This is a genomic window from Bradyrhizobium sp. Kon10, assembly GCF_055807395.1.
Genome location: NZ_JBVVOZ010000032.1, coordinates 41,049 through 64,765, shown reverse-complemented (window position 1 = coordinate 64,765; position 23,717 = coordinate 41,049). Strand labels below are relative to the sequence as shown.

21 protein-coding genes and 1 other RNA gene are annotated in these 23,717 nt (G+C 64.8%); 14 read left to right on the top strand and 8 right to left on the bottom strand.

Features of this window, described 5'->3' with window-relative positions; translation table 11 throughout:
* Nucleotides 1-99 precede the first annotated feature (99 nt).
* The 3 genes from ssrS to AC0L2O_RS30160 all read right to left on the bottom strand — a co-directional run bounded on the left by ssrS (nt 100) and on the right by AC0L2O_RS30160 (nt 1,173).
* A non-coding RNA gene (ssrS, locus tag AC0L2O_RS30170) (6S RNA) lies at nt 100-260 on the bottom strand.
* Nucleotides 261-472: 212 nt separating this feature from the next.
* A complete protein-coding gene (locus AC0L2O_RS30165) occupies nt 473-856 on the bottom strand; it encodes a cell division protein ZapA (RefSeq protein ID WP_369726419.1) in 384 nt (127 codons plus the stop codon).
* On the bottom strand, nt 853-1,173 hold the full coding sequence (locus AC0L2O_RS30160) for a DUF4164 domain-containing protein (protein WP_045002587.1): 321 nt from the start codon (nt 1,171-1,173) through the stop codon (nt 853-855). Before AC0L2O_RS30160 ends, AC0L2O_RS30165 begins: the two co-directional genes overlap by 4 nt.
* 377 nt (nt 1,174-1,550) lie before the next feature.
* Here AC0L2O_RS30160 and tkt point away from each other — a divergent pair, with 377 nt between their 5' ends.
* The 8 genes from tkt to AC0L2O_RS30120 all read left to right on the top strand — a co-directional run bounded on the left by tkt (nt 1,551) and on the right by AC0L2O_RS30120 (nt 11,128).
* Nucleotides 1,551-3,542 carry a transketolase gene (gene tkt, locus AC0L2O_RS30155; protein WP_473372318.1) on the top strand — a complete coding sequence of 664 codons (1,992 nt, stop codon included), beginning with the start codon at nt 1,551-1,553 and terminating at the stop codon, nt 3,540-3,542.
* 145 nt (nt 3,543-3,687) lie between these two features.
* The gene (gap, locus tag AC0L2O_RS30150) at nt 3,688-4,695 is read left to right on the top strand and encodes a type I glyceraldehyde-3-phosphate dehydrogenase (protein ID WP_409190693.1); all 1,008 of its coding nucleotides are present in this window, start codon (nt 3,688-3,690) and stop codon (nt 4,693-4,695) included.
* A 125-nt stretch (nt 4,696-4,820) separates the two neighbouring features.
* Entirely contained in the window at nt 4,821-6,017 is a 1,197-nt protein-coding gene (locus AC0L2O_RS30145; RefSeq protein WP_369726421.1) for a phosphoglycerate kinase, read from the top strand.
* A 51-nt stretch (nt 6,018-6,068) separates the two neighbouring features.
* Nucleotides 6,069-7,136, top strand: coding sequence for a class II fructose-bisphosphate aldolase (fba, locus tag AC0L2O_RS30140; RefSeq protein WP_473372308.1), 1,068 nt, complete (start codon nt 6,069-6,071; stop codon nt 7,134-7,136).
* A gap of 339 nt (nt 7,137-7,475) precedes the next feature.
* Nucleotides 7,476-8,501: a class I fructose-bisphosphate aldolase gene (locus AC0L2O_RS30135; RefSeq protein WP_473372307.1), complete on the top strand. Its 1,026-nt coding sequence runs from the start codon at nt 7,476-7,478 to the stop codon at nt 8,499-8,501.
* Nucleotides 8,502-8,504: 3 nt separating this feature from the next.
* Nucleotides 8,505-9,173, top strand: coding sequence for a thiamine phosphate synthase (locus AC0L2O_RS30130; protein WP_473372306.1), 669 nt, complete (start codon nt 8,505-8,507; stop codon nt 9,171-9,173).
* Nucleotides 9,174-9,181: 8 nt separating this feature from the next.
* On the top strand, nt 9,182-10,258 hold the full coding sequence (locus AC0L2O_RS30125; RefSeq protein WP_473372305.1) for a tetratricopeptide repeat protein: 1,077 nt from the start codon (nt 9,182-9,184) through the stop codon (nt 10,256-10,258).
* A gap of 84 nt (nt 10,259-10,342) precedes the next feature.
* A complete protein-coding gene (locus AC0L2O_RS30120) occupies nt 10,343-11,128 on the top strand; it encodes an inositol monophosphatase family protein (RefSeq protein ID WP_473372304.1) in 786 nt (261 codons plus the stop codon).
* Between the two features lie 33 nt (nt 11,129-11,161).
* Here the strand turns inward: AC0L2O_RS30120 and AC0L2O_RS30115 are convergent, their stop codons facing one another.
* From AC0L2O_RS30115 to AC0L2O_RS30105, 3 genes are all read right to left on the bottom strand, one after another.
* Nucleotides 11,162-12,289, bottom strand: a complete 1,128-nt coding sequence (locus tag AC0L2O_RS30115) for an AAA family ATPase (RefSeq protein WP_473372303.1) — start codon at nt 12,287-12,289, stop codon at nt 11,162-11,164.
* A 331-nt stretch (nt 12,290-12,620) separates the two neighbouring features.
* Nucleotides 12,621-15,782: a multidrug efflux RND transporter permease subunit gene (locus AC0L2O_RS30110; RefSeq protein ID WP_473372302.1), complete on the bottom strand. Its 3,162-nt coding sequence runs from the start codon at nt 15,780-15,782 to the stop codon at nt 12,621-12,623.
* Between the two features lie 6 nt (nt 15,783-15,788).
* Nucleotides 15,789-16,979, bottom strand: a complete 1,191-nt coding sequence (locus AC0L2O_RS30105) for an efflux RND transporter periplasmic adaptor subunit (RefSeq protein ID WP_369726430.1) — start codon at nt 16,977-16,979, stop codon at nt 15,789-15,791.
* A 375-nt stretch (nt 16,980-17,354) separates the two neighbouring features.
* On the opposite strand from AC0L2O_RS30105, the gene AC0L2O_RS30100 reads away from it, so the two are divergent.
* Nucleotides 17,355-17,753: a response regulator gene (locus AC0L2O_RS30100; RefSeq protein WP_473372301.1), complete on the top strand. Its 399-nt coding sequence runs from the start codon at nt 17,355-17,357 to the stop codon at nt 17,751-17,753.
* A 34-nt stretch (nt 17,754-17,787) separates the two neighbouring features.
* On the opposite strand, the gene AC0L2O_RS30095 is transcribed toward AC0L2O_RS30100, so the two are convergent.
* Nucleotides 17,788-18,012, bottom strand: a complete 225-nt coding sequence (locus tag AC0L2O_RS30095) for a hypothetical protein (RefSeq protein ID WP_369726535.1) — start codon at nt 18,010-18,012, stop codon at nt 17,788-17,790.
* Between the two features lie 434 nt (nt 18,013-18,446).
* Between AC0L2O_RS30095 and nhaA the strand changes: the two genes are divergently transcribed.
* A complete protein-coding gene (gene nhaA / locus AC0L2O_RS30090; RefSeq protein WP_473372300.1) occupies nt 18,447-19,679 on the top strand; it encodes a Na+/H+ antiporter NhaA in 1,233 nt (410 codons plus the stop codon).
* Nucleotides 19,680-19,684: 5 nt separating this feature from the next.
* On the opposite strand, the gene AC0L2O_RS30085 is transcribed toward nhaA, so the two are convergent.
* Entirely contained in the window at nt 19,685-20,713 is a 1,029-nt protein-coding gene (locus tag AC0L2O_RS30085) for an SAM-dependent methyltransferase (protein WP_369726536.1), read from the bottom strand.
* Between the two features lie 211 nt (nt 20,714-20,924).
* Here AC0L2O_RS30085 and AC0L2O_RS30080 point away from each other — a divergent pair, with 211 nt between their 5' ends.
* The 4 genes from AC0L2O_RS30080 (at nt 20,925) to AC0L2O_RS30065 (ending at nt 23,711) form a co-directional block, all read left to right on the top strand.
* Nucleotides 20,925-21,941, top strand: coding sequence for a flagellar motor protein MotA (locus AC0L2O_RS30080; protein ID WP_473372299.1), 1,017 nt, complete (start codon nt 20,925-20,927; stop codon nt 21,939-21,941).
* 5 nt (nt 21,942-21,946) lie between these two features.
* Nucleotides 21,947-22,975: a peptidoglycan -binding protein gene (locus tag AC0L2O_RS30075; protein ID WP_369726434.1), complete on the top strand. Its 1,029-nt coding sequence runs from the start codon at nt 21,947-21,949 to the stop codon at nt 22,973-22,975.
* Nucleotides 22,975-23,421 (top strand): GNAT family N-acetyltransferase, encoded by a 447-nt coding sequence (locus AC0L2O_RS30070; protein WP_473372298.1) that lies wholly within the window; start codon nt 22,975-22,977, stop codon nt 23,419-23,421. Before AC0L2O_RS30075 ends, AC0L2O_RS30070 begins: the two co-directional genes overlap by 1 nt.
* A gap of 68 nt (nt 23,422-23,489) precedes the next feature.
* Nucleotides 23,490-23,711: a hypothetical protein gene (locus AC0L2O_RS30065; RefSeq protein WP_473372297.1), complete on the top strand. Its 222-nt coding sequence runs from the start codon at nt 23,490-23,492 to the stop codon at nt 23,709-23,711.
* Nucleotides 23,712-23,717: the final 6 nt, after the last annotated feature.

Below are 23,717 nucleotides of genomic sequence, written 5' to 3'. Positions count from 1 at the left end.
CAAAGGCCGCGGCGTACTGGATGCCCCGGTCAAGCCGGGGCATGACACCTGTTGAACCGGCCGCAGTCGTTTCAACAAGGACAACCAAGCAAACAACAGTGCGAAGCCGCAAACGCCGTTGAAGCGCTCGATCCCGGAGTTCCCTACGAAAGTAGGTGGGCACCATATGTCCGGGCCCACGGGCCCGGCCAGGGACAGTTCCCTAAAGGATCGATAAGGCCCCGGGGATATATGGCTCCGGACGCGCGTCGCAGCCTCGCTTGCGCAATGTAACAACGATACTGACGAATCGCCAGCCCGGCTTGCAGTTGCCGCTCACCTCTCCCGCTTGCGGGAGAGGTCGGCGCGGAGCGCCGGGTGAGGGTTCTCTCCTCGTTGGGAGTCTCTCTGCGGAAACACCCTCTCCCCAACCCTCCCCCGCAGGCGGGGGAGGGAGCGCACCAGCTTCGAGGCAACTATCGGGGCTCTTCCCTTACCCGATCGCAATCCCGTTGCCGACGGTGCGGTTCAGGACCTGGGTCGATTTCTCGATGCGTTCGGCTGCGGCGTTGAGCGCATTCACCACGGCGGTCTGGGTCATGCGGGCGCGCTCGACGGCGGCGTTGCGGAAATCCCGCAGCTCGCCGAGCTCCTGCTCCATGGTGCGGATGCGGTTGCCGGCGTCCATCAGCTCGTCGCAGACCGTCAGTGCCGCCATCACGGTGAGCCGTGCATCGCCGATCTCGCCGAATTTTCCGCGCAGCGACTGGATCCGTGTCTCCAGGCTGTCGGCGAGCTTCAGCAGCCGCACCTCCTCGCCCTCTTCGCAGGCCATGCGATATTGCCGGCCATTGATGGTGACGTTGATGTGGCTCATCCGTCCTCTCCGGTATCGAGTACCGAGCGTATCGTGACGATCGCGGAATCCAGCCGATCGGAGATCTCGCGATTGGTGCGCTCGAGCTTGCGCGCCTTCACGAGTGCGCCGTCGAGCTCGTCGGCAAGACGCGAGCGATCCGCGCCGAGCGCCTGGATCCGCGTCGCGAGCTCGTTCTCGTCGCGATCGGCATCGCGCCGCCGCTCGACCGCACTTTCGAGCGAGTCGAGCGCCGCCATGAGCCTGCGGGTCGCGATCTCGATCTCGACGGCGGACGACTCCGTCATGGCAGAGCTGTTGGAAACGCGATCGTTCATGCAGTCAGCGGCGGACCTGTGGCCTTGCCCAATGGGCGTTCCTGGAGCTTGCCGCCCGGCAAAAGACTCGGTTCGGCAAGCGGTTAGAACCAGAAATTTACGTGGCAAGCTAGCCGAGCGCAACGCCGCCGCGAAACTATGCACTGATCAATCGGGATTGAGATCCGCCCCGGCCGAGCAGTTCCTTCCTGAGCGTCTCTGGCCGGAAAACCGGCCTCCCATTTTTCGGATCATCCCGCAGGCAACTTTTACGGCCAAACCGGAGTTTGATTGCCTTGGCCTGCCGGAACCGAGATGCTATTCCAGCCGCGCCCCCAGCGGCCGAAAGCCTCCTTCCGGCGCGGCGAATACTGCCACAAGCGCCTCATTTCAGACGGATTTCAGACATGACGCAGGTCGACCACAACCGTATGGCCAACGCGATCCGCGGCCTCGCGATGGACGCCGTGGAGAAGGCGAAATCGGGCCATCCGGGCCTGCCGATGGGCGCCGCCGACATGGCCACCGTGCTGTTCACGCAGTTCCTGAAATTCGACATCGCCGCAACCGATTGGCCCGACCGCGACCGCTTCGTGCTCTCCGCCGGCCACGGCTCGATGCTGCTCTACGCGCTGCTGTATCTCACCGGCAGCTCCGAGATGACGATCGACCAGCTCAAGAATTTCCGGCAGCTGGGATCGTTGACGCCCGGGCATCCCGAGCACGGCCACACCAAGGGCATCGAGACCACCACCGGCCCGCTCGGCCAGGGCATCTCGACCGCGGTCGGTATGGCGCTGGCCGAAAAGATGCTCGCGGCCGAGTTCGGGAAGAAGATCGTCGATCATCATACCTATGTGATCGCGTCCGACGGCGACCTGATGGAAGGCGTCTCGCAGGAAGCGATCGCCATGGCCGGGCACTGGAAGCTCAACAAGATGATCGTGCTGTACGACGACAACGGCATCTCGATCGACGGCCCGACCTCGATTTCCGATTCGGTCGACCAGGTGAAGCGCTTCAAGTCGGCCGGCTGGGCGGCCGAGAAGATCGACGGCCACGACCAGGCCGCGATCGCCGCCGCGCTCACCCGCGCGCAAAAATCCAGCAAGCCCACGCTGATCGCCTGCCGCACCACCATCGGCTTCGGCGCGCCGCACAAGGCCGGCACCGCAAAGGCCCATGGCGAGGCGCTCGGCGCCGACGAGCTCAAGGCGGCCAAGGAAAATCTCGGCATTTCGCTCGAGCCGTTCTCGGTGCCGGACGATGTTCTCAAGGCATGGCGCGCGGCGGGCAGCCGCGGCGCATCGGCACGGCAGGAATGGGAAGCAAGGCTCGGTGAGCTCGGCAGCCGCAAGCGCGCCGAGTTCGAGCGACGCTTGCGCCATGAGCGTCCGGCCGCGCTCGCGAAGGCATTCAAAGCCTACAAGAAGGAGCTTCTGGAAAAGCCGATGAATGCGGCGACCCGCAAATCCTCGGAAGCGGTGATCGAAGTCATTGCCGGCGCCATGCCGATGGAATTCCTCGCAGGCTCGGCCGACCTCACCGGCTCCAACAACAACAAGGCGAAGTCGGCGACCGCGTTCTCCGCCAAGACGCCGAAAGGCCGCTTCATCCATTACGGCATTCGCGAGCACGGCATGTGTGCCGCCATGAACGGCATCTTCCTGCACGGCGGCTTCGCGCCGAACGGCGCCACCTTCCTGGTGTTCACCGATTACGCGCGGCCCGCGATGCGCCTTGCCGCGCTGATGGGGACCGGCGTCGTCTATGTGATGACCCACGATTCCATCGGCCTCGGCGAAGACGGCCCGACCCATCAACCGGTCGAGCATCTCACCGCGCTCCGCGCCATTCCCAACATGCGGGTGTTCCGCCCCTGCGATGCCATCGAGGTTGCCGAGTGCTGGGAGCTTGCGCTGAACCGCATCGACGGGCCGACGGTGCTGGCCCTGACGCGGCAGAACCTGCCGCAACTGCGCACCAGTACAAATGAGAATCCCTGCCAATACGGCGCTTACGAGCTGGTCGCCGCGCAAGGCGAAGCCAAGGCAACGCTGTTCGCCTCGGGCTCCGAAGTCGAGATGGCGGTGGCGGCCCAGAAGCAGCTTGCGGAGCGCGGCATTCCGACACGGGTGGTCTCGGTGCCCTCGCTCGAGCTGCTGCTAGCGCAACCAAAGGAACGCCGTGACGAGGTCATCGGCAAGGCGCCGATCAAGGTCGCGATCGAGGCCGCCGTGCGCTGGGGCTGGGACGCCGTGATCGGCCAGGACGGCGAATTCATCGGCATGCACTCGTTCGGCGCCAGCGCGCCGCTGAACAAGATATTCCAGCACTTTGGCATTACCGCCGAGGCCGCGGTTAACGCCGTCGTGAAACGCCTTTCCTGAGAGTTGAGATTGCCGGAAAAAAGGACTACCTAACTTCCCATATGATCACGCCCCGCCCGGCCGAACCGGGCGTCCGCCCTGAAAAACCCTCGCAGGGGCGCTAGCGCGTTGTGCGGGATGACAACGGTCATTGAAGGAGACGAACATGGCAGTCCGCGTCGGAATCAACGGTTTTGGCCGCATCGGCCGCAACATCCTGCGGGCTATCGCCGAGTCCGGCCGCAAGGACATCGAGGTGGTCGGGATCAACGACCTCGGCCCGGTCGAGACCAACGCGCACCTGCTGCGCTTCGACAGCGTCCATGGCCGCTTTCCTGGAACCGTGACCGTCGAGGGCGACACGATCAGCCTCGGTGGCAACAAGATCAAGGTCACGGCCGAGCGCGATCCCTCGAAGCTGCCCTGGAAGGACCTCGGCATCGATATCGCGATGGAGTGCACCGGCATCTTCACCTCGAAGGACAAGGCCTCGGCGCATCTGACCGCCGGCGCCAAGCGGGTGCTGGTCTCCGCGCCGGCCGATGGCGCCGACGCCACCATCGTCTACGGCGTCAACCACGATACGCTGACCAGGGACCATCTGGTCGTCTCCAACGGCTCCTGTACCACCAACTGCCTCGCGCCGATCGCCAAGGTGCTGAACGACCTGGTCGGCATCGAGACCGGCTTCATGACCACGATCCACGCCTATACCGGCGACCAGCCGACGCTCGACACCATGCACAAGGATCTCTATCGCGGCCGCGCGGCTGCGATGTCGATGATCCCGACCTCGACCGGCGCCGCCAAGGCGATCGGCCTGGTGCTGCCGGAGTTGAAGGGCAAGCTCGACGGCGTCGCGATCCGCGTGCCGACCCCGAACGTCTCGGTCGTCGACCTCAAGATCGTCGCCAAGCGCGCCACCGACCCGAAGGAAATCAACGAGGCGATGAAGCGTGCCTCCGAGCAGCAGCTCAAGGGCATTCTCGGCTACACCACCGCGCCGAACGTCTCGATCGACTTCAACCATGACCCGCACTCGTCCACGTTCCACATGGACCAGACCAAGGTGCAGAACGGCACGCTGGTGCGCGTGATGTCCTGGTACGACAACGAGTGGGGTTTCTCGAACCGCATGGCCGACACAGCCGTTGCGATGAGCAAGGTGATCTAACTGCGCAGCTGTTTCGTCATTCCGGGATGGTCCGAAGGACCAGACCCGGAATCTCGAGATTCCGGGTTCGCGCTGCGCGCGCCCCGGAATGACCTGCTAAAGGCCCGGGACAAGAGAGCCCAGAGATGACCAACAAATTCCGCACCCTCGACGACGTCGACGTGAAGGGCAAGCGCGTGCTGTTGCGCGTCGATCTCAACGTGCCCATGGAGAACGGGCGCGTCAGCGACGCGACCCGGCTCGAGCGCGTCGCGCCGACCATCAGCGAAATCTCGGACAAGGGCGGCAAGGTCATCCTGCTGGCGCATTTCGGCCGGCCCAAGGGCCGCGACGCCAAGGACTCGCTCAAGCCGGTCGCCGAGGCGCTGGCGAAGGTGGTGAACAAGCCGGTCGCCTTCGCCGACGATTGCATCGGCGAGCCCGCCGCCAAAGCCGTTTCCGGCTTAAACAACGGCGATATCCTTTGTCTGGAAAACACCCGTTTCCACAAAGAGGAAGAGAAGAACGATCCGGCTTTCGTCGCGGAGCTCGCCAAGCTCGGCGACATCTGGGTCAATGACGCTTTCTCGGCCGCGCACCGCGCCCACGCCTCGACCGAAGGCCTCGGCCACAAGCTGCCGGCCTATGCCGGCCGCACCATGCAGGCCGAGCTCGTCGCGCTGGAGAAGGCGCTGGGGTCACCGACCAAGCCGGTGATCGCGATCATCGGCGGCGCCAAGGTCTCGACCAAGATCGACCTGCTCGAAAACCTCGTGACCAAGGTCGACGCGCTGGTGATCGGCGGCGGCATGGCCAACACCTTCCTGCACGCCCAGGGCGTCGGCATCGGCAAGTCACTGGCCGAGAAGGATCTCGCCGCCACCGCGCTGCGCATCATGGAGAAGGCCGAGGCCGCCAACTGCGCCATCATCCTGCCGGTGGACGCCACCGTGGCCTATCATTTCGCAGCCAACGCGCCGTCGCATGCTTACGGGCTCGATGCGATCCCGGCCGACGGCATGATCCTCGACGTCGGCCCGCAATCGGTCGTGCGCATCCATGCCGCGATCGACGATGCCGCCACGCTGGTCTGGAATGGCCCGCTCGGGGCCTTCGAGATGCAGCCGTTCGACCGCGGCACGGTAGCCGCCGCCAAGCATGCCGCCGAGCGCACCAAGGCGAAGAAGCTGGTGTCGATCGCGGGCGGCGGCGACACGGTCGCGGCGCTGAACCAGGCCCATGTGGCCGGGCAATTCACCTATGTCTCGACCGCCGGTGGCGCATTTCTTGAATGGATGGAGGGCAAGCCCCTGCCCGGCGTCGAGGTCTTGCGCGTCAAGTAAATAGCGGCCTTTTAAGTCAGCCTTGCAGGCCCAAACGGGAGAAAGATACAGATGGCTCGGATCACGTTGCGTCAATTGCTCGATCATGCGGCGGAACACGATTACGGCGTACCGGCCTTCAACATCAACAACATGGAGCAGGCGCTGGCGATCATGGACGCCGCCAACCAGGTCGACGCGCCCGTCATCATCCAGGCCTCGCGCGGCGCGCGCTCCTACGCCAACGACGTCATGCTCAAGCACATGATGGACGCGGTGACCGAGATCTATCCGCACATCCCGGTCTGCGTGCATCTCGACCACGGCAATGAGCCCGCGACCTGCATGACCGCGATCCAGGCCGGCTTCACCTCGGTCATGATGGACGGCTCACTCAAGGCCGACGGCAAGACCCCCGGCGACTGGAGCTACAATGTCGGCGTCACCAAGACCGTGACCGACATGGCCCATCTCGGCGGCATCTCCGTCGAGGGCGAGCTCGGCGTGCTCGGCTCGCTCGAGACCGGCATGGGCGACAAGGAAGACGGCCACGGCGCCGAGGGCAAGCTCAGCCACGACCAGCTCCTGACCAATCCAGACGAGGCCGTGAAGTTCGTCCAGGAGACCAGGGTCGACGCGCTCGCGATCGCGATGGGCACCTCCCACGGCGCCTACAAGTTCACCCGCAAGCCGGACGGCGACATCCTCGCCATGAACGTGATCGAGGAGATCCATCGCAAGCTGCCGAATACGCATCTGGTGATGCACGGCTCCTCGTCGGTGCCGCAGGACCTTCAGGACATCATCAATGCCAACGGCGGCAAGATGAAGCCGACCTGGGGCGTGCCGGTATCCGAGATCCAGCGCGGCATCAAGCACGGCGTGCGCAAGATTAACATCGACACCGACAACCGCATGGCGATGACCGGCCAGATCCGCAAGGTCCTGAAGGACAATCCGGAAGAGTTCGATCCGCGCAAGTACCTGAAGCCGGCGATGGAGGCGATGGTCAAGCTGTGCAAGCAGCGGCTGCAGGAGTTCAACACCGCAGGCCAGGCCTCCAAGTTCAAGAAGGTCCTGACCCCCGCCGACATGGCCAAGCGCTACGCCAAGGGCGAGCTGGATCCCAAGGTGGCGTAAGGGATTCCCGCGTCGCGTAGCGATCGCGCGTGGTGGCGTAAGGCCGGCACGCTCTATCGTCTCCCTCGCCCCGCTCTTCGCGGCGAGAAGAGGGAGGGGTGAGGGGCTCTCTCCGCGAGTTGTGCCCTGTCGATGGACCTGTACCCCCTCACCCGGATTTTACGCGACGCGCAAAATCCGACCTCTCCCGCAAGCGGGGCGAGGTGAAGGGTCGCCCAGCCCGCTCCTTTTCGCCACAACTGACCTCCCCCTGCCCTGCGACCAACGTTAACTCGGCAATTGCCCGAGAACGGTCTATTTTCACAGGCAAGGGCAGAATCGTTTTGGGAGGACATCTCGATGAATCTGACTGAGCTGAACAGGATCGCGACCGCCATGGTCGCGCCCGGCAAGGGCATCCTTGCCGCCGACGAATCCTCCGGCACCATCAAGAACCGCTTTGACGCCATCGGCGTGGACTCGACCGAACAAAACCGCCGCGATTATCGCGAGATGCTGTTCCGCTCCAGCGAGGCCATGAGCCAGTATATCTCCGGCGTGATCCTCTACGACGAGACGATCTGGCAGGATGCCAAGGACGGCACGCCGCTGGTCAAGCTGATCGAGGATAGCGGCGCCATTCCCGGCATCAAGGTCGACGAGGGCACGCAAGCCCTGCCGATGTGCCCGGGCGAGCTCGTCACCATCGGGCTCGACAAGCTCGCCGAGCGCTTGAAGAAATACTACGAGCGCGGCGCGCGCTTCGCCAAATGGCGCGCGGTGATCGACATCGGCAGCGGGATTCCCTCGATGACCGCGATCAGCGTCAACGCCCATGCTCTGGCGCGTTATGCCGCGCTGTGCCAGGCCGCGCAGATCGTGCCGATCGTCGAGCCGGAAGTGCTGATGGACGGCGACCACGACATCGATCGCTGTTATGAGGTGACGACCCGCGTGCTCAACAAGACGTTCCAGGAATTGCGGGTGCAGCGCGTCGCGCTCGAAGGCATGGTGCTGAAGCCGAACATGGCCATCTCGGGCAAGAAGTGCCCGAAGCAGGCCTCCGTCGAGGACGTCGCAGAGAAGACAATCCGACTGTTGAAGGCCTGCGTGCCGGCGGCGGTGCCCGGCATCGCCTTCCTCTCCGGCGGCCAGTCGGACGAGGAGGCGACCGCGCATCTCAACGCCATGCACAAGCTCGGCCCGTTGCCCTGGGGCCTGACCTTCTCCTATGGCCGCGCGCTGCAGGCGGCGCCGCAGAAGGCCTGGTCGGGCAAGGCGGAAAACGTCACGGCCGGACAAAACGCATTCAGCCACCGCGCGCGCATGAACGGCCTCGCCTCGAAGGGCGAATGGCAAAGTAGCCTGGAACAGAAGGCAGCCTAGATCTTGTCGAACAAATCGCCTCCGCCGCGCCCGCCGCCGCGGCTCTATCTCGCGACGCCGCTGGTCGATGATCCCGCTTCGCTCGTCGCGGAATTGCCGGGCCTGCTCGCTTCCGCCGATGTCGCGGCCGTGCTGCTGCAGCTCAAGGAGACGGACCAGCGCACCATGATCTCGCGCATCAAGGCGCTGGCGCCGGTCGTGCAGAATGCGGGCGCCGCGCTGCTCGTCGACGGTCATCCCGACATCGTCGCGCGCGGCGGCGCCGACGGTGCACATCTCGCAAACATCGCCGCGCTGGAAGACGCGATGCCGACGCTCAAGCCCGATCGCATCGCCGGTGTCGGCGGGCTGGAGACGCGACACGAGTCCATGAGCGCCGGTGAGACTGGCGCAGACTATGTGCTGTTCGGTGAGCCCGATGCCAAGGGGCAGCGGCCGTCGTCGCAAGCCATCGCCGAACGGCTGGACTGGTGGGCGGAACTGTTCGAGCCGCCCTGCGTCGGCTTTGCTACCTCGTTCGAGGAAGCCCACGACTTCGCCGCCAGCGGCGCCGATTTCGTGCTGGTCGGCGCGTTCATCTGGGCCGATCCGCGCGGGCCCAAGGCCGCCCTGATCGAGGCCGACGCTGCGATCAAGAACGGCTATGCAGCCCTTCCCGCGGGCCAGGGCTAGCGCCCGAGATGAAATTATCGCGCATCACGCTTCTTGCAACGCTGCTCTTGACCGCGCCCGTGGCGGCACAGCTCCAGATCACGCCCCCGGTCGCGACGCCGAGCCCATCGGCTGAAAAGGCCAAGGCCAAGCCCGCAACCAAGCCGCACACCATCACCAAGAAGAAGGAAGCCGCACCGGCGCCCAAGCCGTCGGCCTCGCCGACCCCGGCGCTGCCTGCGACTGTGATCCCCGCGCCTCCGGCCGACAATTCCAACGTCGATCTGGTGTTCGGCGCCTATCAGCGCGGCCAGTACAAGACGGCGTTCGAGCTCGCCACTGCGCGCGCCAAGACCGGCGATGCCAAGGCCATGACCATGCTGGGCGAGCTCTATTCCAACGCCATGGGCATCAAGCGCGACTACGCCAAGGCGGCCGAATGGTACAAGCGCGCGTCCGAGGCCGGCGACCGCGAGGCGATGTTCGCGCTCGCGATGCTGCGCATCGCCGGCCGCGGCGGCCCGATCGACAAGGGCGAGGCCGTCAAGCTGATGGCGTCCGCCGCCAAGCTCGGCGAGCCCAAGGCCGCCTATAATCTCGCGCTGCTTTATCTTGACGGCCAGACCCTGCCGCAGGACGTCAAACGCTCCGCGGAGCTGTTGCGCCAGGCCGCGGACGCCGGCCTGCCCGAGGCGCAGTACGCGCTGGCGACGTTCTACAAGGAAGGCACCGGCGTGCCGAAGGACCCCGAAAGAGCGGTGCGGCTGCTTCAGGCGGCAACGCTGACCGACAATGTCGATGCCGAGGTCGAATATGCCATTGCGCTGTTCAACGGCACCGGCACGCCGAAGAACCAGCCGGCGGCCGTGGCGTTGCTGCGCAAGGCCTCCCGCCAGGGCAGTGCGATCGCGCAGAACCGGCTGGCCTGGGTCCTGATCAACGGCATGGGCGCGCCCGTGGACAAGGTCGAGGGGTTCAAATGGCACCTGGTGGCAAAAACCGCCGGCAAGGGCGATCCGGAGCTGGACAAGCAGCTGGCCGATCTGCCTGCCGACGACCGCGCCAAGGCGGAAGCTGCCGCGAGGAAATGGCTCGGGAGCAAATGACTTGACGTTGCGGCCCTCGCAGGGCACCCAATCCCATCAAATGGCGCGGGTTTGCGTCCCTTTCCCCGATCAAGACCAGAGCTCATGCTGTATTCCGCCACTATCAACGTCATGGTCAAGGCGGCGCGCCGCGCCGGCCGCAGCCTCAAGCGCGATCTCGGCGAGATCGAGCATCTCCAGGTATCGCTGAAGGGGCCGGCGAACTTCGTCTCGCTCGCCGACAAGCGTGCCGAAGAGATCCTCTACCAGGACCTCGCCAAGGCGCGGCCCGGCTACGGCTTCGTCGGCGAGGAAGGCGGCACGCGCGAGGGCAGCGACAAGAGCCACACCTGGATCGTCGATCCGCTCGACGGCACCACCAACTTCCTGCACGGCATCCCGCAATTCGCGATCTCGATCGGCCTCGTCCGCGAGGGCACGGTGATCGCAGGCGTGATCTACAACCCCGCCAATGACGAGCTCTACATCGCCGAGCGCGGCAAGGGCGCCTTCCTCAACGACCAGCGCCTGCGGGTCGCGGGACGCCGCCAGCTCAACGAATGCGTGGTGGCCTGCGGGCTGCCGCATATCGGCCGCGGCGACCACGAGGAATTCCGCCGCGAGATGACCGCGATCCAGGACCGCGTCGCAGGCCTGCGCCGCTTCGGCGCCGCCTCGCTCGATTTAGCCTTCGTCGCGGCCGGCCGCCTCGACGGCTATTGGGAACGCAATCTGTCCCCCTGGGACATCGCCGCCGGCCAGATCATGGTGCGCGAGGCGGGCGGAACGGTGAGCGACATCGACACACCAGGCGACGCGCTGGTCACCGGGCACGTCGTGTGCGGCAACGAGTTCGTGCACGGGGAGCTGGCGAAGGTGTTGCGGAAGTAGGGCGCCGTCGCAGGACGGGTCGATGCGCCACGGCTAAGAATCGTCGTCGTCCGCTTCCTCGTCCCGATATTCACCGGCGATGGTCAGGCCCTCGATGGTGGTGGCACCTTTCGGCTTGATTACGCGGCGAAGCGGGACCGAACTCTCGGTTCGCAAGGCCTCCATCAGTTGTTCCGAATGCGTGACAATCCAGATGTCTGCGCGGCGTGACGCCTTGGCGACCAGCCGCGCCAATGGCGCGAGCAGCGAGGGATGCAGGCTGGTCTCCGGTTCGTTCAGCGCGATGAAGGGCGGCAGCCGATAGCCCATGAACACTGCGAGCAGGCAGATGTATTTCAGCGTGCCGTCGGACAATTCGTGGGCCCTGAACGGCCGCGGCATATCCGCCAGCTGCAAATCAAATTCGCACCAACCATTTTCTTGCCATGCGCGGAGCTCAGCGCCAGGGAATGCATCCTGGATCGCCTCCTGCAAGTCGGTGGCATCTTCGCGAATCGAATAGAGCGTCGCCAGGGCGGCAGCCAAATCGGTTCCGTCGGCACTGAGCGAGGGCGTGGTGATCGCCAGACACGGCTTTCGGATCGGCGACGCCGGATCGGTGCGAAAATCATGATAGGACCGCCAGCCCAGCATCGCGTTTCTGATCAGGTCGATCTCAGGGCATTCCTTGCCACCGGAAAAATCCGCAAGTGCCGTCTCTGACGGCAGCAACGCATCCTTGTGGCTGATCCAGGCGCCGCTCTCGCCGCGGACACTGACGAGCGAATTCGTTCGCGCCATCAGCTGAACCTTGCGTTTGCCCTGTGTCGTCTCGATACTTTCAGCCTTGATCATCGGCTCGCCGGAAAATGCCGCCTCGACCGGGCTCGGAAATCCAAGCTCAATGGAATATCTGAGAGTATCGAATTCGACCGACAAACGCAGTCGCCCATCTTCTCCTCGCTTGCGAAGGCCGGACCAGCACACGGAATTCAATCCGCCTTCCTCGGCGATCGTGCGAGTGATTCGACCTGCCGCGGCGTCGCGCAACAGCGACAGGGACTTGTAGAGATTGGATTTGCCGACACCATTCTCACCCACAAACACCGACAAGGGGTGGATGGGCATCGAGAGCTGCCGAATAGAGCGATAGTTGGAAATCGCAACATCGGTCGGACGCATCACACGCTCTCAATCGGCAGGTTGGCTATGCATTCGCGCTAGGGTGCGAATACATCTTCGTTCAATCCAGAGCTGTATTCTGGATGGACAATCCCGAGAAAGCAAGCCGACTCGGCCTCTCCCGCTTGCGGGAGAGGCCGACGAGCCCCGGGCGATGCGAAGCATCGTCCCGCGCGCGGCGGGTGAGGGCTCTCACCACGCAGCGACAATCTCCGCAATTCTCGACAATCCCGACGCGGAGATACCCTCTCCCCAACCCTCTCCCGCAAGCGGGAGAGGGAGCCCACTGCCGATGCCGCCCCATCGTGCACGCCGTAGGCGATGACCCTGTTCAGTGGCCGGCCGTCGCCGGCGCGGGTGGCCCATAGATCTCGGCCTTGTTCTCTGCCTGCTGCTCCCGATCCCCCGCCAACACCCGCTGCACCGAGACGAAGAACACTGGCACCATCAAGAGCGCCAGGATCACCACCGCGATCATGCCGCCCATCACGACGGTACCGAGCGATTGCTGGCTGGCGCCGCCGGCGCCATGCGCGATCGCCATCGGCAGCACGCCGCAGATGAAGGCGAGGCCGGTCATCAGGATCGGGCGAAAACGGAGACGGCAGGCCTCGATCGTGGCGTCGACCAGTGGCTTGCCCTCCTTGCGCAGGTCCCTGGCGAACTCGATGATCAGGATCGCGTCCTTGGCCGCAAGTCCGATGATGGTGATCAGGCCGACGGTGAAATAGACGTCGTTGGGCAGCCCGCGCAGCATCGCCGCGACCACGGCACCGACGATGCCGAGCGGCACCGTGAGCAGCACCGCGAGCGGAATGGTCCAGCTCTCGTACAGCGCGGCGAGACACAGGAACACCACGAGCACCGACAGCGCCAGCAGGAACGGCGCCTGCGAGCCCGAGAGCTTCTCCTGAAGCGATTGTCCGGTCCATTCATAGCCGAAGCCGCGCGGCAATTTGCCCGCAAGCTTCTCCATCTCGGCGATCGCATCGCCCGAGGTAAAGCCGGGCTTGGCTTCGCCGGAGACGCGCACCGCCGGATAGTAGTTGAAGCCCGCGATCTGCGTCGGCCCGCGCGCCCACTCGATGGTCGCGAAGGACGAGAACGGCACCAGCTGGCCGTGGCTGTTCTTGACGTTGTAGTTGAGGATGTCCTCGGTCCGCATGCGGTCGCGGCTGTCCGCCTGCACCACGACGCGCTGCATGCGGCCGCGATTGGGGAAGTCGTTGATGTAGTTCGAGCCGAGATTGGTCGAGATCGTGTTGTTGATGTCCTCGAAGGTGACGCCGAACGCGCCGGCCTTCTCGCGGTCGATCACGAGATTGACCACGCCCGCCTCGGGCAGGCCTTCGACATAGACCTTCTGCAACACGGAACTCGCATTTGCGTCCGCGATCAATTGGTCGGCGGCGCGCATCAGGGCCGGATAGCCCTTCTGGCCCCGGTCCTGGAGCCTGAAGGAGAAGCCCGAGGAGTTGCCGAGATTGTCGATCGGCGGCGGCTGCAGCGCGGAAATCTTGGCGTCGCGGATCGACGACGACAGATCGCGATTGATGTCGGCGACGACAGCGGCGGCGGACTCCTTCGGGCCGCGCTCCGACCAGTCCTTCAGCGTGATGAAGGCCTGCGCGGTGTTCATGCCCTGGCCGGAGAAGCTGAAGCCGGTGAGGAAGGTGACGTTGTCCACGCCCGGCCGCTGCGCCAGGTAGTTTTCGACCTTCTCGATCACGGCCTTGGTGCGGCCATAGGACGAATCCGACGGCGTCTGCACGTCAGTGGTGACAAAGCCCTGGTCGTCGACCGGCAGGAAGCCGCCGGGCAAATTGACGAACGCCCAAGACAGGCCGGCGAGCAGCGCGAGATAGACCAGCATCAGCCGTCCGGTGCGCTTCAGCGAAAAGCCGACGGTGCGGGAATAGCCTTCCTTGCCGCCTTCGAGCATGCGGTTGAACCAGCCGAACACACCCCTCTTCGCATGGCCGTGGCCGGCTGCGACCGGCTTGAGCAAGGTCGCGCACAGCGCCGGCGTCAGCGACAGCGCCAGGAAGGCGGAGAAGCCGATCGCGGCGACCATGGTCACGGAGAACTGGCGGTAGATGATGCCGACCGAGCCCGGGAAGAACGCCATCGGCACGAACACCGCCATCAGCACCAGCGTGATGCCAATGATGGCGCCGGTGATCTGCGACATCGCTTTCCGCGTCGCTTCCTTCGGTGGCAGGCCCTCCTCCGCCATGATGCGCTCGACGTTCTCGACCACGACGATGGCGTCGTCGACGAGGATGCCGACCGCAAGCACCATGCCGAACATCGAGAGGATGTTGATGGAGTAGCCGGCGAGCAGCAGCGTGGTGCAGGCGCCCAACAGCGCCACCGGCACCACGATGGTCGGGATGATAGTGTAGCGAATGTTCTGCAAGAACAGGAACATCACGACGAACACCAGCACCACCGCTTCGAGCAGCGTCGTCAGCACCTTCTTGATCGACGCCTCGACCACCGGCGTGATATTGTAGGGGATCTCGTAGGAAATATTCGCCGGGAAGAAGCGCGATAGCTCCTTCATCTTCGCTTCGACCGCGCCCGCGGTCGCCAGCGCATTGCCGGTCGGCGACATCAGCACGGAGAGACCGGCGGTCGGCTTGCCGTTGAGACGGGTGTTGAACTGGTAACTGAGGCCGCCGACCTCGATGCGCGCGACATCGCGCAGCCGCACGGTCGAGCCATCCGCATTGGCGCGCAGGATGATCGAGCCGAACTCATCCGGCGAGGACAACTGGCCCTTGACCAGCACCAGCGCGGAGGTGCGCTGGCTGCCGGTCGACGGCTCGGCGCCGATGCTGCCCGAGGCAACCTGGGCGTTCTGCGCCGCGATCGCCTTGTTGACGTCGTCGGCGGTAAGCCCGTAGCCGACCAGCTTGGCCGGATCGACCCAGACGCGCAGCGAACGTTCGGTCGAATAGAGCGTGGCGCGGCCGACGCCGGGGATGCGGCGGATCTCGCCGAGCACGTTGCGGATCATGAAGTCGCCGAGCCCGACCTCGTCCAGACTGCCATCGGTCGAATTCAGCGTGATGATCTGGAGTACGGCGCTGGAGGCTTCCTCGATCAGGATGCCCTGCTGGATCACCGCGCGCGGCAAACGGGCTTCGACCCGCTTGATGCGGTTCTGCACCTCGACGGAAGCTGCACTCGTATCGGTACCCGGCACGAAATTGGCCGTGATCTCGACCTGGCCGAGCGAGTCGCTGGTCGATTCGAAATTGAGAATGCCGGAGGCGCCGTTGAGCTCCTCCTCGATCAGCCGGGTGACGCTGTTGTAGAGATTTTCCGGCGACGCGCCGGGATAGCTGGTCGAGATCGAGATCGAGGGCGGCGCAATGATCGGATATTGCGCGATCGGCAACAGCGGGATCGAGATCGCACCGATCAGACAGATGAACAGCGCGACGACCCAGGCGAAGATCGGCCTGTCGATGAAGAAGCTCGCCATCGCGCTTTACCGGGTCAACTGGGCGCGTTGGGCGTCCGCGGTCGCGTCGGCTTCGGCCCAGGATTGCGGCTTGACCTTGTCGCCGGCCGCGAACTTCTGGAAGCCTTCGACCACGACCTTGTCGCCGGCCTTCAGGCCCTCGGTGACGAACCAGACTCCGTCCTGCACCGAGCCGGTGCGCACCGGCTGCACCGCGATGCGGTTGTCGTCCTTGACGACGAACACCTCGCTGCCGCCGCCGCCATTGCGCTGGACCGCCTGCTGAGGCACCGCGATCGCGTCGGAGTCCAGCCCCTGGTCGATTCGCACGCGGACATACATGCCCGGCAGCAGCTCGCGCTTCGGATTTGGAAACTCGCCGCGCAGCGTCACCTGCCCGGTCTGGGCGTCGACCTTGGCGTCGGAGAACAGCAGCTTGCCGTCGAGCGAATAGATCGAGTTGTCGTCGAGCACGAGCCGCACCTTGGCGGCATCGGCCGCGATGCGCTCGAGGTCGCCGCTCTCGAAGGCGCGGCGGAGCTGGTTGAGCTCGGTCACCGACTGGGTGAAATCGGCATAGATCGGATCGAGCTGCTGGACGGTGGCGAGATTGGTCTCGTTTTGCACGACCAGCGCGCCTTCGCTGACCAGGGCCGCACCGACCACGCCGTCGATCGGCGCGCGTACGGTCGCATAGTCGAGATTGAGTTTGGCGCGCGCGAGATCGGCCTTGCGGCCCTCGAGTTCGGCCCGGGCCTGGCGTTCGGCCGCGATGGTCTTCTCGTTCTCGGCCTCCGGCGCGGCGCGCTGGCTGGTGAGCGTGGCGATACGGCGCGCCTGCTGCTGCGCCTGCATCAACGCAGCCTCGGCCTTGTCGACCGCGGCGTCGTTGGCCATGACCTCGACCTCGAACGGCCGCGGATCGATGCGGTAGAGCGCATCGCCCGCCTTCACCTCGCTGCCTTGGCGGAACAGGCGCTCGACCACGATGCCCGACACGCGAGGGCGCACTTCAGCGACGCGGGTCGGCGCGATCCGGCCGGGCAGCTCGCGCACCACGGCACGGGCTTGCTGCCTGACGGTGACGACGCTGACATCGGGTTCGGAGGGTTGGGCGGCGGAGACGGCGGAGCTGGATTGATCACAAGCCCCCAGCAGCGGCGCAACGGCCGCGAGCATGATTGCAACGCATGCCGATCGCGCGTGAAGTCCTGACATGAAGTGGAGTGCCCCGATGTTGTTGAAACTGGTCGCGCTCCGCGCGGCGCCCGTCCTGGACAATTCCGCGCGGATGATGGCGTCAAAATAGAATGGACTCGCTGCGGCGCAACGCGTGGCCCGGGCGGCTCAATGTCACACGCGTCTATCTGACTGAGCGCACGACACTTTCGCGAACTCACCGGATCGTGAGTCGGGTTCCGCGGGTGCGTACTGCGACAGAACATCGCGATGGTGATGAACGCCTCGCCTGACCTTGGGTCCGTCCGCCGTCAGCCGCCTTATGTACACTTTTGGACAATTGATGGAACCGAGCGCGTCCGAGTCGCTTAGCTCACCGGAGCACTGCAAGGCGGCAGCAGGGGAGAAGGTGAAGTGAGTGACTCCGTCACGGTGCTGGTCGTCGAGGACGACGGGCTCATTCAGGTTATGATCCAAGAGGCCCTTTCGGCTGGCGGTTTTGAGTCAACTGTTACGGGCTCGGGCGAAGAAGCGATGACGTTTCTTCAAACCAACACGACACAATTTCGAGCGATCGTGACCGACATCAATCTGAGCGGAAAGTGCGACGGATGGGAGGTCGCCCAGCGCTCACGCGAGCTCGACCCCGCCATGCCGGTGATCTATATGACAGGCACCCACGCCGAAGATTGGGCGTCGAGGGGCGTGCCGAACAGCGTGCTGTTGACCAAGCCATTCGCGCCGGCGCAGCTTGTGACGGCGCTTTCCAATCTGCTCAATGCGGCCACCCCGCCGAGCGCATCAACCGAATAAACTGTCTCGGCGAGCGGCGGGATGGCGAGCGAACCTATCGCTTGGCAGGCGGACCGCTCTTGTTGCCCGGCAATCCCTTGACGTTCGCCGGATCCTGCTCCTGCACCGATTGATTTTGCGACGCCGAGCCGACCGTACCGCTATGAGCCGGAGGCCCGTTCTTGTTGCCGGGAGCACCCGCAATTCCCGCGCCGGAGTTTTGCGCGCTCGGCGCCGTTGCCGCGCTGTCCGTCGCCGCGCGAGCAGGGTTACCCGGGATATGAGAGGCCGAGCCGGGCTTGTCCTGCTCGGAGACGTATCCCGACGCACCGGAGTTCTCGGTCTTGATGCCTTTGTCGGCTTCGTTTTGAAGGTTGTGCGATGGCGAAGCCTGCTGCGCCATCGCCGGTGCCGTCAGGCCGGCCACCACGGCAATTGCTGTGAGCGCGAGATACCGCATGGTGTTTCCTCCTTGGGTTAACCGGCGATAACAAAGCAGGAGCCCGACGTTTCCGATGGCCACGGGAATTCTTTGTCAGCCGGTCCACTCCTCCTCGGATTCCTTTGTCCTACGCGGCCGTTGCTGCGGCAGTATGAGCCAATTGGAACTGTTGCCTTCCCGACATCGTCGTGTAGAAGGCTCCCGGGTGCTCGCTGCAAGGAGCAGTGACAGGTCAAGCGATGGTCGGGCCGCCACGCAGAAAGCGCGTGCCCATGAACGATCAGCTGCCAGGCAGAGACCTGTCCAAATCCAAGCTCGCCAAGCGTGCGATTGGAACGATCCAGCATTACCTGCATGTCGAAGCCGTCAGCGGCGCCGTGTTGCTAGTGGCCGCAATGGCCGCAATGCTGTGGGCGAACTCGCCTTTTGCCCACGCGTATCATGATTTCTGGAACCATCCCGTCGTGTTGGGATCAGGCGACTTCGCCTTCACCACATCCTTGCACTTCTGGATCAATGACGCGCTGATGACGATCTTCTTCCTGGTCGTGGGCCTGGAGATTCGTCGCGAGCTCCATGAGGGTGCACTCAGCAAATTCGACCAGGCCGTGCTCCCGGTTGTGGCGGCTCTCGGCGGCATTGCCGTTCCCGCCCTGATTTATCTGGGCTTCAACAGCGTGGCGGGACGCGGCCATGGCTGGGCAATACCCACGGCCACAGACATCGCGTTCGCCGTCGGCGTGCTCGCACTGCTCGGACGTTCGATCCCCGCCAATGTCCGGGTCTTTCTGCTCGCACTGGCCATCATCGACGACATCGTTGCGGTTCTGATCATCGCCATGTTCTACACGAGCGGGCTCGATCTCAGCGGCTTCATCATCGCAGCGGCCGGCATGCTGATGGTTCTCTGGTTCCAGCGGCTCGGCTTTCCCTCTGCATTCGCCTACATCCTTCCGGCTGTCATCGTCTGGACCGGCCTGCTCAAGGCCGGCATTCACCCGACGCTTGCAGGCGTGGTGCTCGGCTTGATGACGCCGGCCCGATCTGAGCAGGAGACATCTCCGCCTGTCGTTCGTGTTCAGACCGCACTTCATCCCTGGGTCGCCTACGGAATTATGCCGCTGTTCGCGCTTGCGAATGCGGGGGTCAGCTTCACCGGCACGGAACTCTCGGGCGGGGCTCAGTTCGTGACGCTCGGCGTCGGACTTGCACTGTGCGCGGGAAAGCCGATCGGCGTGATCGCCGCGACGTGGCTCGCGGTGCGCACGGGCTGGTGTCGGCTGGCTCCCGGCGTGTCCTGGGGCGGGGTCTGCCTGATCGGCCTGTTGGCCGGTATCGGCTTCACGATGTCGATCTTCATCGCCATGCTGGCGTTCACCGACGACAAGCTGCTGGATGCAGCGAAGCTCGGCGTCGTGCTCGGCTCTCTCGTCTCCGTCACCCTCGGCCTCGGATGGGGAGCGGAATACGCGCACCGGCAGCGAAGAAAATCAGTGGAACGATAACGCCCCTACCCCGCCGCCTTCATCCGGTAGTGGCTCACGCCCCATTCGCTGCCGTCGGCGTGGCCGAACAGCCCGGCGGTGGCGAGGAAGAACCAGCGCCAGCGCCGCATCCACAAGGCCGTGTCCTCGCCATAGACGGGAAGCAAGGACGCTTCGATTGCATCGCGATGCGCATCGAAATTGGCGAGCCAGTCATGGGCCGTGTGCTGATAATGCGTGCCGCTCCAGCGCCATTCCTTCTCGATTGTAAAGATGTCGTCATATTGCCGGACCAGCTGATGGCTCGGCATCACGCCGCCGGTGAAAAAGTGCTGCGCGATCCAATCCTCGCGATTGGCGCGCTCGAACAGATAGGAGCCGGAGCGATGGGTGAAGACGTGCATGAAGAAGCGTCCCTCGGGCGCGAGCCATGCATGCACGCGCGTCATCAGCTTGCGCCAGTTCATCATGTGCTCGAACATCTCGACCGAGACGATGCGGTCGAACCGGCCGTCCGGCGTAAACATGTTCATGTCGGCGGTGACGACGCGCAGATTGAGCAGCCCGCGTAACCGCGCCTCCTGCTCGATATAGGCACGCTGCGACTGCGAGTTCGACACCGCCATCACCCTGGCATGCGGAAACTGCCGGGCCATCCACAGCGACAGCGAGCCCCAGCCGCAGCCGAGCTCGAGGATGGTTTGACCATCGGCGAGAGCGGCATGCCCGGCGGTCTGGCGCAGCGCCTCCTCTTCAGCCTCCTGCAATGTGCTCGCATCCGTCTTGTAGAAGCAGGACGAAAATTTGCGGTTGGGGCCGAGCACCTGCGCAAAGAAGCTCGACGGCACGTCGTCGTGCCGGGTGTTAGCGGCGTCCGTGCGCTCGGCGATCGGCCGCAGCATCATCCGCCCCGCGAAGGCGGCATCGTCGGGGGCATCGTGCGCGGCGAGACGTGTCGCGGTGCGCGCGCAGAGCTGCTGGATCGCGGCGCGGACCACGATGTCAGGCAGCGGCACGCGTTCGGCAGTTCCGATGATCGTTGAGACGACGCTCATGCGGCCACTCCGTCTTTTGGGCAGCAGGGGGAAAGTACGACCTAAACCTGTGGAATGCCGACGATTTCCGGACCGTGTCATTATCAAAGCGCGATTTCAGCCTTGGGTTCCCCATGCCGCCCCGAAATCGGCACATCCGGCGCTTTTTTTGGGCCGGCGCTGTGCCATAGTGCGCACTGCAAGCAAGCTTTCGTAATGGATGATACCGGCCATGCCGCCAGGCCCCTCGCCCCGCTCCACCATCGACATCGACTACACCAAGCTCTCCTCGCCCAGCGTCTTCCTGGTGCGGATGCTGGTGTTCCTGGTGCTGTGCGCGCTGGTGGGCGTGGTGCTGTACAAGCAGATCATCCAGGCCTTCTTCGCCAATCCGGGCCTCAACGCCCTGATCGGCGGGGTGCTGTTCATCGGCATCATCCTGGCCTTTCGCCAGGTGATCCGGCTCTATCCCGAGGTCTCCTGGGTCAACAATTTCCGCATCGCCGATCCCGGCCTGGCGCCGGCCCGGCACCCCAAGCTGCTGGCGCCGATGGCGGCGATCCTGGGCGGCGAACGCTCCGGGCGGATGACGATCACGCAGACGACCATGCGGCATCTGCTCGATTCGATCGCGACCCGCCTGGACGAGGCCCGTGACATTTCCCGCTACATGACCGGGCTATTGGTCTTCCTCGGCCTGCTCGGCACCTTCTGGGGCCTGATCGAGACGGTCGGCTCGGTCGGCAAGGTGATCGACGGTCTCAAGGTCGGGGGCGATTCCGGCGCGTTGTTCGATACGTTGAAGGAAGGTCTCGCCGCGCCGCTCGGCGGCATGGGCATCTCGTTTTCGAGCTCGTTGTTCGGCCTTGCCGGGTCGCTGATCCTCGGCTTCCTCGACCTGCAATCGAGCCAAGCCCAGAACCGTTTCTACACCGACCTCGAGGACTGGCTCGCCACCACCGTGCGCGAATATGGCAGCGGCGAGGTGGTCGCCGCAGCGAGCGGCGGCGTTGCCAGCGGCGAGCTCCAGGCCGCGGTCGAGCGGCTGCGCAGCGTGCTCGAGGAAGGCACCGCCAGCCGCAGCACCACCGCGTCGATGGCCAGTCTCGCCGAAGCGATCCAGGCGCTGGTCTCGCACATGCGCACCGAGCAGCAGATGATCCGCGAATGGGCCGACGGCCAGGGTGAGCAGAACCGCGAGATCCGGCGCCTCTTGGAACGCATCGCGCGCCAGCCTGAGAAGAGTTGAGCATCATGGCTTTAGCCCGCGGCCGGCGCAGCGAAGGCGCCTTCAACTACTGGCCCGGATTCGTCGACGCGCTGTCGACGCTGGTGCTGTCGATCGTGTTCCTGCTCTCGGTGTTTTTGGTCGTGCAGTTCTTCCTGTCGCAGGAGGTCACCGGCAAGGACAAGGCGCTGGAGCAGCTCAACGCCAAGATCGCGCAGCTCAACGAATTGCTCTCGCTGGAGAAGCTCGGCAAGCTCTCGCTCGACGACCAGGTCTCGCAGCTGAAAGCCGGCCTCGCCTCGGCCGAATCCGAGCGCGACCGCATGAAGGGCCTCTATGAGGGCCTCGCCAATGCCGGCAACGACGCGCAGGGCAAGACCGCCGAGCTCGGCAAGGCGCTCGACTCGGAGAAAGCGGTCTCGGCGCGGGCGCTGGCGCAGATCGAGGTGCTGAATCAGCAGATCAGTGCGCTGCGCCGGCAATTGGCGGCGCTGGAAGAAGCGCTCGACGCCAGCGAGAAGCGCGACAAGGAATCGCAAAATCGAATTGCCGATCTGGGGTCGCGCCTGAATGTCGCGCTGGCGCAGCGTGTGCAGGAATTGTCCCGCTACCGCTCCGAATTCTTCGGCCGGCTCCGCGCCATTCTCGGCAACCGGCCGGATATCCGCGTGGTCGGCGACCGCTTCGTGTTCCAGTCCGAAGTGTTCTTCGATACCGGGCAGGCCACGCTCCTGCCCGAGGGCCGCGCCGAGCTCGACACCGTGGCGAACGCGCTGATCGAGCTCGACAAGAAGATCCCACCGGAGATCGCCTGGGTGCTCCGCGTCGACGGCCACACCGACGTGCGCCCGGTCAATGGCCCGAACTTCAAGTCGAACTGGGACCTGTCCGCGGCGCGCGCGATCTCGGTGGTGCAATATCTGATCTCGCTCGGCGTGCCGGCCCAGCGCCTGGTCGCCGCCGGGTTCGGCGAATTCCAGCCGCTCGACCCCGGCAACACCGAAGAGGCCTACAAGCGCAACCGTCGCATCGAGCTGAAGCTGACGGAGCGGTAGTGAGCGCGCTCCACCTCCGCCCCTATCGCGACGCGGACGAGGCGGCGGCGATCGAGCTCTGGCACCGCACCTGGCAGCAGGCCTATCCGCAGATCGACTTCGCCGCGCGGCTGGGCTGGTGGCGCGAGCGCTGGCGCAAGGATCTGGTGCCGAAGGCCTCGATCGTCGTCACCGAGCAGGATGGCGCGCTGACCGGCTTCGTCACGATCGACGGCGACGGCTATCTCGACCAGCTGGTGGTCGACCCCAATCATTGGGGCTCCGACGCGGCAAGGCTGCTGGTCGAGGAAGCCAAGCGCCTGTCACCGTCAGGCGTCACGCTGCTGGTCAACAAGGACAATGCCCGCGCCATCCGCTTCTACGAGCGCAACGGCTTTGCGCAGGCCGGCGACGATGTGAATCCGACCTCAGGGCGGCCGGTGTTGAAGATGATTTGGCGGCCGTGACGTCTGTCACTGAGAGATGCCACGATCTTTGCTATCCGTGGCGGATGGGAAGCAGATGGAGACGACCGATGAAGCTGAGCGATCTGGCCAAGGGCTCTTCGGTGTTGCTGGGCGTCATCGTCGCCGGATATCTGTCCACGACCTATGTGGACCAGCACTTCGCCGCGCCGCCGAGGACAGCAAGTGCGCCTCATCCGGCGAGCAGCCCTGCCCCGTGCGTCGATGAGGACGGCAGCTGGAAGAACTGGCCGTGGGCGAACGTCCCGGCGCTCTCGCCGAAGTGCCGCTAATCGCGG

Bases quoted from the DNA above. Each gene is read 5' to 3' on its own strand.
- AC0L2O_RS30165 (WP_369726419.1), bottom strand. From the start codon at position 856: ATGAGCCACATCAACGTCACCATCAATGGCCGGCAATATCGCATGGCC.
- AC0L2O_RS30160 (WP_045002587.1), bottom strand. From the start codon at position 1,173: ATGAACGATCGCGTTTCCAACAGCTCTGCCATGACGGAGTCGTCCGCC.
- gap (WP_409190693.1), top strand. From the start codon at position 3,688: ATGGCAGTCCGCGTCGGAATCAACGGTTTTGGCCGCATCGGCCGCAAC.
- AC0L2O_RS30145 (WP_369726421.1), top strand. From the start codon at position 4,821: ATGACCAACAAATTCCGCACCCTCGACGACGTCGACGTGAAGGGCAAG.
- fba (WP_473372308.1), top strand. From the start codon at position 6,069: ATGGCTCGGATCACGTTGCGTCAATTGCTCGATCATGCGGCGGAACAC.
- AC0L2O_RS30135 (WP_473372307.1), top strand. From the start codon at position 7,476: ATGAATCTGACTGAGCTGAACAGGATCGCGACCGCCATGGTCGCGCCC.
- AC0L2O_RS30125 (WP_473372305.1), top strand. From the start codon at position 9,182: ATGAAATTATCGCGCATCACGCTTCTTGCAACGCTGCTCTTGACCGCG.
- AC0L2O_RS30120 (WP_473372304.1), top strand. From the start codon at position 10,343: ATGCTGTATTCCGCCACTATCAACGTCATGGTCAAGGCGGCGCGCCGC.
- AC0L2O_RS30115 (WP_473372303.1), bottom strand. From the start codon at position 12,289: ATGCGTCCGACCGATGTTGCGATTTCCAACTATCGCTCTATTCGGCAG.
- AC0L2O_RS30110 (WP_473372302.1), bottom strand. From the start codon at position 15,782: ATGGCGAGCTTCTTCATCGACAGGCCGATCTTCGCCTGGGTCGTCGCG.
- AC0L2O_RS30105 (WP_369726430.1), bottom strand. From the start codon at position 16,979: ATGTCAGGACTTCACGCGCGATCGGCATGCGTTGCAATCATGCTCGCG.
- nhaA (WP_473372300.1), top strand. From the start codon at position 18,447: ATGAACGATCAGCTGCCAGGCAGAGACCTGTCCAAATCCAAGCTCGCC.
- AC0L2O_RS30085 (WP_369726536.1), bottom strand. From the start codon at position 20,713: ATGAGCGTCGTCTCAACGATCATCGGAACTGCCGAACGCGTGCCGCTG.
- AC0L2O_RS30080 (WP_473372299.1), top strand. From the start codon at position 20,925: ATGCCGCCAGGCCCCTCGCCCCGCTCCACCATCGACATCGACTACACC.
- AC0L2O_RS30075 (WP_369726434.1), top strand. From the start codon at position 21,947: ATGGCTTTAGCCCGCGGCCGGCGCAGCGAAGGCGCCTTCAACTACTGG.
- AC0L2O_RS30065 (WP_473372297.1), top strand. From the start codon at position 23,490: ATGAAGCTGAGCGATCTGGCCAAGGGCTCTTCGGTGTTGCTGGGCGTC.